This window comes from Clostridium facile, assembly GCF_014297275.1.
Taxonomy (GTDB): Bacteria; Bacillota; Clostridia; order Oscillospirales; family Ruminococcaceae; genus Massilioclostridium; species Massilioclostridium facile.
This window is the reverse complement of record NZ_JACOQK010000001.1, coordinates 2,079,772-2,094,465: the sequence shown is the minus strand read 5'-3', so window position 1 is coordinate 2,094,465 and position 14,694 is coordinate 2,079,772. Positions and strand designations below refer to the sequence as shown.

Annotated in this window: 6 protein-coding genes; 4 read left to right on the top strand and 2 right to left on the bottom strand. The window is 38.9% G+C overall.

The window, feature by feature from the left end; genetic code table 11:
- Positions 1–396 precede the first annotated feature (396 nt).
- On the top strand, positions 397–2,343 hold the full coding sequence (gene thrS / locus H8Z77_RS08710; RefSeq protein ID WP_186996769.1) for a threonine--tRNA ligase: 1,947 nt from the start codon (positions 397–399) through the stop codon (positions 2,341–2,343).
- Positions 2,344–2,818: 475 nt separating this feature from the next.
- Positions 2,819–6,496 carry a glycosyl hydrolase gene (locus H8Z77_RS08705; RefSeq protein WP_186996768.1) on the top strand — a complete coding sequence of 1,226 codons (3,678 nt, stop codon included), beginning with the start codon at positions 2,819–2,821 and terminating at the stop codon, positions 6,494–6,496.
- A 364-nt stretch (positions 6,497–6,860) separates the two neighbouring features.
- On the opposite strand, the gene H8Z77_RS08700 is transcribed toward H8Z77_RS08705, so the two are convergent.
- Positions 6,861–7,850, bottom strand: coding sequence for an AraC family transcriptional regulator (locus H8Z77_RS08700; RefSeq protein WP_186996767.1), 990 nt, complete (start codon positions 7,848–7,850; stop codon positions 6,861–6,863).
- A 349-nt stretch (positions 7,851–8,199) separates the two neighbouring features.
- Here H8Z77_RS08700 and H8Z77_RS08695 point away from each other — a divergent pair, with 349 nt between their 5' ends.
- Positions 8,200–9,333 carry a YbjQ family protein gene (locus H8Z77_RS08695; RefSeq protein WP_069987655.1) on the top strand — a complete coding sequence of 378 codons (1,134 nt, stop codon included), beginning with the start codon at positions 8,200–8,202 and terminating at the stop codon, positions 9,331–9,333.
- Between the two features lie 69 nt (positions 9,334–9,402).
- On the opposite strand, the gene H8Z77_RS08690 is transcribed toward H8Z77_RS08695, so the two are convergent.
- On the bottom strand, positions 9,403–13,344 hold the full coding sequence (locus H8Z77_RS08690) for a family 78 glycoside hydrolase catalytic domain (protein WP_186996766.1): 3,942 nt from the start codon (positions 13,342–13,344) through the stop codon (positions 9,403–9,405).
- Between the two features lie 210 nt (positions 13,345–13,554).
- Between H8Z77_RS08690 and H8Z77_RS08685 the strand changes: the two genes are divergently transcribed.
- Positions 13,555–14,640, top strand: coding sequence for an AraC family transcriptional regulator (locus H8Z77_RS08685; protein WP_186996765.1), 1,086 nt, complete (start codon positions 13,555–13,557; stop codon positions 14,638–14,640).
- Positions 14,641–14,694: the final 54 nt, after the last annotated feature.

The following is a 14,694-nucleotide window of genomic DNA, read 5'->3' as shown; positions in this document are numbered from 1 at the left end:
GGCTTATTAATTTTTTCAAGAATATAAAATGATAGATTTATTTACAAAATAGGTTCTGTAAAAACCGTATGATGATAAAAATATGGGGTTGACAACCATTTTATTTCGTGCTAGTATAAAATCAATAAAACAAAAACGTTGATGAGGACGGCTTTATTACAGGCGTTTGGAGAAGAGAATTACCGCCACCCGGCTGAAAGCGGTAAACAGATAGTAGTAAAGCATACCACCTCGGAGCGTGTGGTGAACCACATCGGTAGCCAACCGTTATTTTGGCATACAAGTGGCATCTGTTATTAGGTGCAATTTGGGTGGAACCGTGGAGTAATTAGCTTCATCCCATAATTGGGATGAAGCTTTTTTGTTTTGGTAATCAATAAGAAAGGACTTGAGTAAATGATTCAGGTAACATTAAAAGGCGATGTTGTAAAAGAATTTGAATCCGGTATTTCTGTTGCGGAAATCGCGAAAAGTATCGGTATGGGCTTGTATAAAGCCGCATGTGTGGCAAAAATCAACGGTGAGATTTGCGACTTGCGTACCCCTGTGATGGAGGATGCAAAAGTAGAGATTTTAACGTTTGAAGATGAGGAAGGGAAAAAGGCATTTTGGCATACTGCTTCCCATATCTTAGCTCAGGCAGTAAAACACCTGTACCCACAAGCAAAATTGGCAATTGGGCCAGCTGTGGATAATGGGTTCTATTATGATATTGACTGTACACCAGCTATCACATTAGATGACTTGGCAAAATTGGAAGCTGAAATGAAGAAGATTGTAAAATCTGGGTTGGAACTGGAATGCTTCACCCTTTCTCCAGAAGAAGCAATCAAATTGATGGAAGAAAAGCAGGAACCTTACAAAGTAGAATTAATTCAGGAACATGCTGGAAAAGGGGAACCGATTAGTTTTTACCGTCAAGGTGATTTTGTGGATTTGTGCGCTGGGCCCCATTTGATGAGTGTTTCTCCTGTGAAAGCATTTAAATTGACCTCTGCTACTGGTGCTTATTGGAGAGGGGATGCAAACAACACCCAGTTAGTTCGTATTTACGGGACAGCATTTCCAAAAGCAAGTGAGCTGGAAGCACATCTTGCAGCAGTAGAAGAAGCGAAAAAACGTGACCACAACAAATTGGGCCGTGAATTGGGATTTTTCACTACTTCTGACTTGATTGGTCAAGGATTGCCAATTTTATTGCCAAAAGGGGCCCGTGTAATCCAGCTGCTGCAACGATTTGTAGAGGATGAAGAACAAAAACGGGGTTGGCTGCTGACCAAAACTCCATTTATGGCAAAAAGCGATTTATATAAAGTATCAGGCCACTGGGACCACTACCAGGACGGCATGTTTGTTTTAGGCGATCCAGAAAAAGACGATGAAGTATTTGCGTTACGTCCAATGACCTGCCCATTCCAATATCAGGCATATTTAAGCAAAAAACGTTCTTACCGTGAGCTTCCTTTGCGTTATAACGAAACATCTACTTTGTTCCGTAACGAAGCAAGCGGAGAAATGCACGGCTTAATTCGTGTACGCCAGTTTACTATTTCGGAAGGACATCTGATGTGTCGGCCAGACCAGCTGGAAGATGAATTTAAAAGCTGTTTGGAACTGGTCATCTTTATGTTGAAAACCTTAGGATTATATGAAGATGTGTCCTACCGTTTCTCCAAATGGGATCCAGAAGACCGCGAAAAATACATTGGTACACCGGAACAATGGGATGAAGCACAGGGTAAAATGGAAAACATTTTGAATCACTTGCAAATTCCATATAAAATCGGTATTGGCGAGGCTGCATTCTATGGTCCTAAACTGGATATTCAAATCAAGAACGTACATGGAAAAGAAGATACTTTGATTACCATTCAAATTGACCAAATGTTGGCTGAAAAGTTTGGCATGGAATATGTAGATGCGGATGGACAGACCAAAAATCCATATATCATTCACCGCACCTCCATTGGTTGTTATGAAAGAACCCTTGCCCTGTTAATTGAAAAATATGCTGGCGCATTCCCATTGTGGTTGGCTCCAACTCAGATAAAACTGTTGCCAATCGCAGACCGTCATCTGGATGCTGTCTATGAAATTCAGAAAAAACTACAGGCTGCTGGCATCCAACGTGTGGAAATAGATGACCGCAGTGAAAAGATTGGTTATAAAATCAGGGAAGCACAACTAGAAAAAGTACCATACATGCTATTGGTGGGAGATAAGGATATCGAAAACAATGTAGTATCCGTCCGTTCTCGTAAAGATGGCGATATTGGTGCTATGAGCTTAGAGGAGTTCATTGAAAAAGCAAACGAGGAAATCCGTACCAAAGCAATTCAATAAGGGAATCAGAATAGATCCAATGGGTAAAGATCCGTTGGGTCTATTTTTTTACCAAGGTATTAAGATAAACGATTTTTCTTGTTATATTTTCCTGGAAGTTCAATGAAAAACAGTTATTGATTTGAACTATAAGCGAAGTTACTAGATAGGAACGATTTTAAGTTATAATCGTTACTTTACAAAGCCTTGATAGATCGAACCCATATTTTTATTGCATCTTTGTGTCCTGCTGCCACTATTAAGTCCTCTTATAAAAATAATATTTGAGCGTTGTAGTTTACATAATAGAAATTTTTTCTTATAACACGTTTAATTTCTAAAAATAAAAAAGCATATTATTACAAGAAATACTTCGTAAAATCACATGTTCTTTTGGTTTCCAAACGTTTAAAATAGGAATATAAAGATCAATTGATATTTATCATTTGATATTGCCGTTTGAGTCGGCAAAAGATCAAAGGAGGATGAAGTAAAAATGAAAAAACAAAAAACGTGGAAGAAAAAGGTGGTTTCGGGTTTACTGGCGGCTTTACTGGTTTCTTCTACAGTAGCTGGCAGTGTAGCGGTATCCGCTACCAATCAGGGAACCAGTTTTCTTGACCAGTTAAACGCAAACTATAATAAACCCGCACAAAGCAACGCTACAGAGGTAAGATGGTGGCTTCCAGAAGGTGGGCATACTGACAAGACCATTATAGAAGAAATTAATACCATGCACGAACAGGGATTTACAGGATTTGAACTTTGTATGTTAGACGAAGCGGGCGTTAGCGCTGATGTTTATGGTTATGGTTCCGAATCCTGGCAACACGATGCGAAAGTGGCCATTACAGAAGCGGCTAAATTGGGCATGCGGGTTGGCATTACCAGCGGTACACATTGGACACATGCCAACATTCCTGGGTTAGATCCAAACTCAGAAGCAGCTGGGCAGGAAATTGGTATTTCGGTTGAAAACGTAAAAGCAGGACAAAAAAATCAGGGAACCCTTATACTTCCTCCAGTAAAAAGAGGGATTGCTACAGAGGATGTGAAAAAAACTTTTGTAGGAACTTATGCTTATCGTGTTGGTTCTAATGGAAATGGGCAACAGACAATTTTAGATACCAAAGTGGGTGCTATTAACCTGACTGATCAAGTAAAACAGGTAGATGATCAAACATGGACACTGGATTGGACAGCGCCAAACGATGGAGACTATGTGATTTATTCCATGTGGCAACAGGGTACATGGCAGTCTCAAGAACCAGCACAAGAAGATTCCTATGCAATTAACTATTACGGCAGTGCCGGTGTAGAAGCATTAAAGGAATTTTTAAAAAACTATTATTTCTCCGACTCAGAATTGGTAGAGGCAATTAAAAATGCAGATATCCAATTCTTTATGGATTCTCTGGAAATTTCCACAAGCCAGGGGCAGCGAAGCTTATACTGGAGCAATGAGATGCGGCAGGAATTTATCAATAAAAAAGGCTATGATGTTGTTCCTTATCTGCCGCTGCTTTACGGTATCAGTACTGGTGCAAACTTTACTGGTGCGGGTAAACCTGATGGTGTAGACGGCGTGCGTATTGGGAATGTGGCACTCAGTGGTTCGGATGGCGCTACAATCGATGAGATGACAACGTGGAGAATTACAAACGACGTATACGATGTGCAAACCCAGCTGATTCAAGAAAAAATGATGGAACCATTGAGAAAATGGTTGAAAGAAAATTATAATATTACTCTTCGTTCCCAAATGCCATATGGTACTTACATGGAAACCTCCGAAATGGGTATGGCAATGGACTATGTGGAAACGGAAACCTTAAATATGAAGGATCAGACAGATACCTACCGCTTGTGGAGTGGCGCAGCCCACATTATGGATATGTTATATTCCTCTGAAACCGCTTGTGTAACCGGCTTAAACTATGGCCTGACCGAACAAGATTACATTAAAATCGCCAATTTGGAATATGCAGCGGGTGTAAACCGTGTTATCTGGCATGGACACGCCTCTTCTTGGGGCCCAGAAAGTAATACTAGCTGGCCAGGATATGAAGGAATGGGCGCAGGTCTATCCACCCGTTTGGATTCCCGTAACCCTGATGCAAAAGATTACTCTGAAATGAATGATTACTATGGGCGTGTACAGAAATTGCTTCGTGAAGGTGTATCCCGTACCGACCTTGGTATCCTCCACTTAAACTATGGTGAAAACACAGAATGGCCAACCCAATATGCAGACTGGATTGGTAACCATCAGGGAATTTACTGGACAGATATGTCCTTACAAAATGCCGGTTATACCTATGACTATTTCTCACCGGATTATCTCAATAAGATGGAATACAATGCAACGACAGGAACCTTAGGCGATACAGTTGGATATCAAGCAATTTTGGTACAACAGCAGAGGATGCCAGTGGATGCAGCAGAACGGCTGTTGGAATTAGCAAAACAAGGTTTAAAAGTAATCTTTGTAGATGACGCTGCTACAATAACCCCATATTACAGCGAATCTAATGAAGATTTGAAAACGGTTATCGATGAAATCAAACAACAGAAAAATGTTGTAACTGTTGCTTCTGAAGCAGAAGCTTATCCAGCATTGTTGAACATGGATGTAAGACCACGTGCGGAATTGGTTGGCTCCAATGAGCAGATTCTCACACAGATGAGGGAAGATAAAGACAATAATCGGTATCTCTACGCTTATAACTACTGTGATGACCAACACAAATTCTTGCAGTATAAAACTACTAACCCACAATCCCATGGGACAGTTGCCAATACTGATATGTCTATAGACGGAATGTATGTTCCATATTGCATTGACCATTGGACTGGGGAAGTGGAGAAAATCGCTAACTATCGATATGAAGATGGCAGAACGATTTTCAATTTAACACTGGAATATAATGATGTTGCTTTATTTGCGTTTGAACCTGTATCTGAAGAAGAATTACATGTTGTCAATACAGATGCTGATGTAAGTAACCACAATGGCGATTTTACGGTGCGTGCAGTAAAAAGTGGTACTTACAATACGACCTTGAGCAATGGCAATACCTATATGACCACGTTGACTGTTCCAGAAAAAACCGAACTGACCAACTGGGATTTGTCTGTTGAGAACTGGACAGCAAGTGATGTAACAGATAAACGTTCCGAAACTCGGAAAACTACCGTATATGATAAAGACACCGATTCTTTCCAGGAAGTCGATCTGACAACCGAAGAAGTACGTTACCAAACCAACAAAGATATTATTTCGACTCATTTGGATACCCTTACCACCTGGGATAACATTCCAGAAATCGGAAAAGAGGTTTCCGGTATTGGCTATTACACCACCACTTTTAATTGGGATGCTGATTCTGCGGATGGCGCATACCTTGACCTTGGAACATTCCTCCAGAACGCAGTTGTGGAAGTAAACGGCCAACGTGCAGAAACAGTGGATGTGGTTGACTCTGTAATTGATATAGCTGACCTGCTCAAAGATGGCGAGAATAGTTTGAAAATTACAGTAACCACTACATTGGAAAACCGTATGCTTGCTATGGGTAAAGTTTCTGAAGGAAGCAATACCTATGATGGAGTAGATAAGCTGGTAGGATTTAATGGCTACAGATGTACTTACCAATCCAACGGCTTATCATCTGTCACATTAATCCCATATGCGGAAGAAAAAATTGCTTTGCCAGAAGAAAATTTGGTGATGTCAGCATCTGCGCCGGAATCCGCTATTGTAAACGAAAACTTCGATGTTACTGTTGTAACACCTGCAACGGTTGATGACATTAAGATTTATGATGAAGCAAACAAAGAGATGCCTCTTAATACAATAAAATCGGTTGTAAATGAGGATGAAACCAAAACCTGGACAATTACCATGGCAGTTGATACTGTCGGAAACGACCGTACTTTTAGCATTGCCGCAAAAGGAAAAGTTGGGTATTTCATCAATTCCGGTGTGACCTTTACTATGGATATTATAGCAGAAGGTTCCTCTTCTACTGGCTCAGAAAGTTCTTCTGGTTCAGGAAGCTCTGATGAGAATCTCCCTAGCACAGGGGAAAGCATGCCAATCGTTGCAGCAGCTGCCCTAGCACTGCTTGCAGGTGCAGGAATTGCCTTGGCAAAACGCAAAAACCATAAATAATATAAAATTGATATAGTATTTATTTTTCCTTTTTCATTGATTAAACAAAAAAATACCAGCCTTTTTAAAAGGTTGGTATTTTTTGTTGCTATTTAAAACGGTAATTCAGGTGATTAACGAAAACTGTACTATACACTCATATTTGAGTAAGAAAATTCTCCATTAAACAAAATAGAGTAAAAACCATCCTTAAAGGAATACCAGACTGGATAAGTAAATGGATAATCCATTAGTATGGTTCAATTTTACAGCAAGTTTTAGTAAATGCTATGTTTCAATTCTATATTTCTTGAGAAAAGGTCTGATACATACCAGTTTTACTGGCTTATCATTGTTATTATAGATCTAATAGGACAGTTAAAAATTATACTGATAAATTTTGAAATGAATGGTTTGCTTGAACAATTTTTCGGTATTCGGATGGAGAAACGCCGTATTGTTTTTTAAAGACATGGTGCAAATAACTCGCATCGGTATAGCCAATTAAATGGGCGATGTTTTCCATTGAGGTAGAACTTGTTTCCAGATATCGTTTCACCAGTTCAAGTTTTGATTCTTGCAGGATTTTGGAAAAGCTTTTTCCAGTATATTCATGAATTTTTCTGGAAATATAACTTTCTGAATAATGGAATTTTTCCGACAGTTCTCCTAATGAAACAGTGGTGAGATTACTGTTGATATAAGTAATAAGATTGCTCATCAACTGTTGTCCTTTTTGTTGATGAGTAGTATCGTAAATACACATTAAAACTGTGATTAAGGCGATTAATGAAGACTGTACCATGGATTCATAATAAGGCCTTTGTATGGTTAATTCGTCCAGAAGGTTATTGATGTAAGGGTCAACAGAGTAAGCTGGAGAGCAGGGAAAATAGATATAGTCCATCATTTTTTGGCTATCGCAAATATAGTTGATGAGAAAACCAGACATCATATCATTGCTTTTTTGCATAGATAAAATGGTTTGTTTAAAAATATCTTTTTGAATGATAATGTTAATAACACAATCGTTTTCGGATAAAGTGCCTATCGCATGGGTAATATTTGGATTAAATAATATTAGATCTCCCTGCTTCATATGAAGCCTTGATTCTGGCATTAAATTGATACAGGAACCCCGATAAACATACGCAAGTTCAAAAAAATCATGGCGATGGTAATAGTAGCCATCTGGGTCAAAGATAGGAGGCCAATGGAGGCAGACATCCACTAATGGACGGTTTTTCATTGGTAAAATAGTGATGTATCCGTTGGATTCTAGTTGAGACTTAATTCTAGTAGGAGTGTTTTTTAAGGTGCAAACAGGAGGACGTGTCTGTTGAAAAGTTTGTACTTTTTGCTTTAAATCTTCCATTTAGTTTTCTCCTTTCCACCAAAATACTTCCCATAACATAAAACTCATTTTCTAAATAATGCCTAAAATTATTATATATTTCATTCAATAATTTGTCAACATGCTTTTAAATTGAGAAAAAATAATATTTAGTGTGGTATAAAGCTGAGAAAATTTTTATCACAGATAGTTGAACTATATTATATACAAGAATTGTTTTTACAATTTTTTTGATATAAAAATGAATTTATGTTAATTGTTAAATCTCGACAAAAAACAACAAATTGTTTTGTTGGATTCAATTCTATCTTATGACCAAAAATATTGGTATAATAATTTATAAGAATCAATATAAAAGGAGGATTTTCTTGTGGAAGATATTATGTTTACTTCAGGATTTAATTTTGAAGGATATCACATAACAAAATATTATGGTGTATTTACTGGGGAAGCTGTAATAGGGACAGGACCTATTAGCGAATTAAAAGCGAATTGGTCAGATGTGCTTGGTATTAATAATAAAGCGTTTTGTGATAAATTAGATATTGTAGAAGGAGATGCAATTGTAGCGTTAAAGGAAAATGTATCTAGACATACTCATGCTAACGCAATTATTGGGGTAGATATTGACTTTAATATGTTTGCGAATAATTTGATAAGCGTTATTGTAAATGGTACAGCGGTAAAAATTGAAAAGGACAAAATAAAAGAGGAATACTCCAAAATATTGGATTGCCCGGTAATGGACTATAATTTTTCGATTGATATACGTCCTTGTAAGGCAAGATTTTATATTAGTGATTCGAAACCCACTCTCATGCAGTTACAGGTATATAGCTATTCGCCTAAATTTCTTTCCGCCATGCAGTTTGATCTATCGGTTAATACCTTATTAGGGGACCAATACAAAGTGACAGATATGATTTTAGCGGATTTTAAAATAGATCAAGAACAATCTACTAAAACAATCGGGGTTTATCAAAGTGAAAGAATGCCCATTGAGCTTCCAATCTCCAATTTTAGAGCAATTGAATCAGTAAATATCAATGTAAAAAAATATAAGCAAGGACAAGAAATTGGAAAACCGGCTTATGCCAATACAGTAGTATCATTCCCAGTAACAGCTTTGATCCAGTTAAAGAAAAGATACGGGGATGACGCAGTAAGTGAGATATTTGAAACAGACGATACATGGACCTGTGCTTGTGGATACCAAAATTCACTGGTATTGGATCATTGTAGTTTATGCCATCGCCAAAAAGGAGAAACAATTTGTGGTGACCCACAAGAGACAATCGAAAAATATTCCCTTTACCATACTATTTTAGATGAGGTGCAACCATTAGGAAGTGCAAAAGAAATTTTGGAAGGACTGAAACGTCATCAAGGTGAAATTCCAGACGAAATTATTGAGAAAATTGAAAAAATGGCTACAAACGAAGCGATGTTTGGGAATATGAAGCGGGATTGTATCCAGTATTTAGAACAACAGCTACCTCATTAGAAAATGGAATAAAATAAGGCGGAACCATTTGGTTCCGCCTATTGTATTATAATAGAGAAAGAGAAGAGGTTATTTTTTCTTGCGAGTAATCAGGATTGCTGCACCTGCTACTGCTAATACTGCGATGCCTGCAATTGGAGCAATATCCCCTGTTTTCGCTGCATTTGCTTTTGTTGTTGTGCTTTCCTGTCCTGTTTGGGTAGCATTGTTGTCGGTAGTTGGTGTTTCAGTTTCTGTTCCTTCTGCTGCTACTAAACCGTCCATTGCACTCTGTACATTTTCTACTGCTGCATCTACTTCTTCCTGAGTTGCATTTTCATTTGCTAATACTGCATTCGCATCTTTTAATGCCGCTTCCAGTACTGCATAGCTTTCCGCTGTGTATACATTCGCATCTATCTGATTTGCTTTTGCTACTACTTCTTCCAGAATAGATTTATCTGCTTTGTATCTCAGGTTCAGCATTGCGTTCAACAGGTTATCTGCTACTTCATTGATTTCCGCTTGCATTGCGTCTCCGTCTTTGTATACGCTCTGAGCTGCTTCCAATGCTGTGGTAAATTCCGCTTGACCTGCTTCTACATACTTACTCAGGTCGATTCCTTCTGCTGCTGCGATCAAGCTTGCTAACTCTGTTTTATCGCCTGCTACAAATCCTAATTTATGAATTTCGTTTAGCAAGGTTTTCCATGCTGCATCCACTTCTTCTTGAGTTGCCGCACCATTTTCTGCTACTGATTTTGCATTTGTCAATGCTTCATCAAAGGATTTTTGTACACTTTCGATGGCATTATCATATTCACCGCTTGCTTTTGCTGAATCTGCGTATTCGATAACAGAAGTTAAGATGGATTTATTGGTTTGGATTACATAACCGTCCGCAATGCTTGCTACCAATTTACCATCTTGCAGTGAAAAGTTGTAGCCACCTGCTTCCAAGTTGAATTTTGCTGTCATTTGGCCATTGTGTTCTTCCATGCCCACATAAGTAATACCATCTATTGCTGTAAAGTCTGCTACTGCTTCTTCACTTACTGGCAAGTATAGGGTCGCGGTTGTATTTGCTGGTACTACGGTTTCATAAGATGCCAGCTGTCCTTGTTCAGAAGTCCAGTTGCTTTCAATTAATCCATAATAAGAATCATAACTGCCATATACTTGGCTGATACGGGATTGGTCGTTGTATTGTTCACCAGTGTCAAGAGTTGGTTGTAAGATCACGTTTTTGAATCCTGGATTGCTCGTATCAGATGCAATACCAACCATGTATTTGTACATCCATTCCAATACGGAACCATAAGAATAGTGGTTAAAGGAGTTCATTTCCTGATGACCAAATCCATCTTCTTTGGAATAGGAGTTCCATCTTTCCCAAATGGTAGTTGCGCCCTGTTTGACTGGGAACAACCAGGATGGCATTTCGTCTTGTAATAACAGGTCGTAAGCCACATTTGCGTTTCCTGTATCAGTTAAAACTGGAGTAATGACATTGGAACCTAAGAAACCAACCGCCAATGTGTTTTGTGTATAACCAGCACGAACGCTGTCTGGATCTGGGTTTTCATTCTTAATGTTTTCCACTAACAAGTTTTCTAACTGTTGTTTCATATTGTCATCATTGTAGAAACCAAGTTTTAACATCCACAACAAGCTAGTCTGGGAGTTTGGCTCCATCACACCACCTTTACCAGAAGAAGAAGCAGTACCAACATCGGAATTTACAGTAATACTGCCATCATCATTGAAAGTCACGTGGTTTTGAATAAAGGTTTGTTTGATGTTTTCAAAACGGTCAGAATAGCTGGCAGCCAGCTCAGTTTCGCCCATAATTTCAGCTACTTGAACCATGATTTGTGTATCGTAGCCATAGAAAGCATCTGTCATAAGTTCTACACTAGTACCTTGGAATGCCAACCAATCTCCGAATGCCATCCAGCTGCCTTTTGGGCCAGCGTATGGTTCCCGTTCATGGGAGATAAGATAATCCATATACTTGATCATAGCGTCCCAGTTTTCTTCTAGGATAGAAACATCACCAGTTTGTAAGTATAATGTCCAAGGAAGGATAATTTCGATATCGCTCCATCCAGTTGCCCATAAATATGAGAAGAAGCTATTGCTAGCTACTGCGCCAGGAAACCCTGATTTCATGGTATTATCAGAAAGCATATTTTGGAATGTTTCCAAAAACGCCACAGAATCGTAGTTGTATAATCCAGTTTGGCTAAATACTTGAGCATCTCCTGTCCAAGCTTCCCTTTCGTTACGCTGTGGGCAGTCAGTTGGGATGGTAAAGTAGTTGCTCAACTGTCCCCATCTGGCGTTGCTAATCAATTGGTTTACATCAGCATTATTGGTTTCAATAAAACCTGTCTGGTCGGAAACAGAGGAAATTGCACGGCTGCGGACAGATTGAATCGTAATATCATCGGTTGCTGTTAAAGAGATGTAACGGTAACCGAAGAAAGTCATAGCTGGCTGATAAGTTTCGTTCCCTTGTCCAGCAAAAGTATAAGTAGCGGCTGCTTTTGCAGTACGCAAACTTTTTAGGTAAACAGAACCTTTTGGACCATCCCCAGAATAGAGGGCATCAGGATCTGTGTTACCGATTTCCAAATCAGTATTGTAATCACCACTATATACTTTGCTGCCATCGTTTAACATTTCCGCAAAGCGCATAGTAACGGTAGTACCTTGGTCAGCAGAGAATACGAAATTTGGAATTGCTGCCATATTCTGGCCCAGGTCAATCACCATGGTTTGCCCTGCTTTTAGGGAGATGCCACCATCAAAGATTTCTTTGTCTTTCTCTACAATGGTAACATCTACACCATCATTGTAGAGGGCATCGTCGGATTTTTCATAAGCATAATAGTTGTTTACGTTGATTTCCCCACCTTCATAGGAGGATTGTTCTTTTGCTCCAGTATAAACGGTAGCAGAAATTGGATGCTGTTCTAGTTCATCCAGGATACTACCCTGTTCCCCAGTGGAAGCGATAATTGGCTTGTCATAACTACTGGTATTGCAGCTAGACCAATTGGAATCATCATAACCAACCTGCGTATAATCCCCTAAGGCAACCGCTTTGTTGGCATCATAGGTTTCTCCATCCCAAATACTATTGAAAGTAATCGCACCATCCAGAGTTGCTTTCCAGTCAGTGGTATTAGTAAGAATATCCTGAGTAGAACCATCTTGATAACTAATTTCTAACATTGCTTTTACAGCGGGTGTTCCTGTAGTAGAACCCATTCCGCCATACCATCCAGTACCAGCTAATACAGAAAGGGCAACATTAGATTGGTCAATTAAATCCGTTACATCATAGGTTTGATAGGTCAATGAAACACCCGTGTTTCCATAACCCGGGCTCATATGGTTGTAGGTCATAGAACCATCGGATTGGACATTGCCCACCTGTTTTCCGTTGATGTATGCCTGATATGCGCCTAAAGAGGTAATATACAGCCGTGCGGATGCAATTTTATTACCGGTTAAGGTTTGTTCTGTACGGAAGATCGGAGCAGAAGAACTTTTTTCCAAACAAAGGAAAGCTGCTTTTTCCCAGTTGGCATCTTCCCCTAAACCAGTTTCAAATTTAGTTGGTTCGGAAGTAGTTGTTTCTCCATTTCTGTCCCAAATGGTAACCGTCCAGTAGTATACGGTTTTTGGTTGCAATGGTTCCCCATCATATTGGATTGCAACTGAAGAATCATCTTTTACTTTTCCGGTTGTCCAAATAGGCTGTCCAGAAGCCTCGCCTTGATACAGGTTTACCTGGTAAGCGGTTTGTTCTTGCCCAATTAAGTTAGAATCCATCTTCCAGCTAAACCGTGGGGCATCAGTATCAATCCCAATTGGTTGGTCACGGTATTCTGTTGTTAAATCAACAATGGATGTGCTGGATGTCGAATCAGTTTGCGCGGTTGTGGTAACTGCCATCGCAGAGGTCAGCATACAAACAGCGAGAATCGATGCCAACACTTTGTGCTTCAGTTTTCTTGACATACACTTTTCTCCTTTACAATAAAAATAAATAAAAAGTTTTTTCACTTTAGTTCTATTTTATCAATTTTATCCTTTGCTTGTCCAACCAATTTGGGCAATAAACGGAAAGTTTTTGGGCAATAAACAGTAAACTATGGATTGCGCCTAACCGAGAGATTTGTTATAATCAAACTAAAGTAAACAGAAAGAAGGAAAATAGGGATGCTTTCTATGGTGGAGTTGCTCAAACAGCAGGTAGAGCAAATTGTTCAATATCAACTTGATACAGGGGAACAAATGAAATGGTCCCAGGAAAAAGGGAATAGGGCAAAGCAAAAATTTTTGAAATTGCCTCCCTCCAAACAGGAAGAACTGTGGAACAAGTATTTCAAGGAGCAACAAGCAGGGCTTTTAAAATTTAATGATACCGGTTTTATTAAATCAGATGCCTTGATTGGGGTATTTATGGATTTTCAAAAATATAAACCATTAAGATCCATAGAACAGGAAAAGAAAAAAGGGGCACCATTACATAGCCATAATTATTTTGAAATGTTTTATGTTTACCGGGGGCATTGTTTTTCCAGCATTGATGGGGTAGAACGAGAATTTAAAGCTGGGGAACTTTGTCTATATAATCTGCAAGCAGCCCATTTTTGTACCCTGCCCTCCGAGCATGATATTGTATTCAATATCATCATACGGGAATCCGCGATTGATGACACCATGATTAAAATGATGTCGGACGAGAATATATTTAGTAACTTTTTTCTTGGCTCTTTGCGGAATGTTAGCAGTAAAACCAGTATGATATTTTCCACCCGTTCCAATGAAGAACTGTTATTTTATCTTTATAAATTGATTATTACGTATTACAATGCCCCTATTACCAATAATAGTTTGATGCGTTCTTTAATGGTCTGCCTGTTCCACGAGCTGGCGAAACAGTATCAAAAACAGGCGGATGAGCAGAGCCGTAAAGAATCAAAGGGAATTCCAATCAGTGAGATTTTGACCTATCTGGATCAGAATTACCGCAATATTAGTTTGCAGCAAACGGCGGAACATTTTTATTACTCCCCCCGTTCTTTATCCAATTTGCTGCAAAAGTATACCAACAAGAAGTTTTCTCAAATTTTACAGGAAATCCGTTTGCAAAAGGCATGTAATTTATTAAAGGATCCCAATATTCCATTGGAGAGCATTCCCCAGATTGTCGGGTATAGCGACCGGCATTATTTGGATAAGCTCTTCCGAAATGTCTATGGCGTTTCTATTTTAAAATATAGGAAAACCTATTGCCAAGAATATGAGTGATCATCAAAAATGATAGAAATTTACACATACAAAAAGGCGGCTCCAAATATTTTA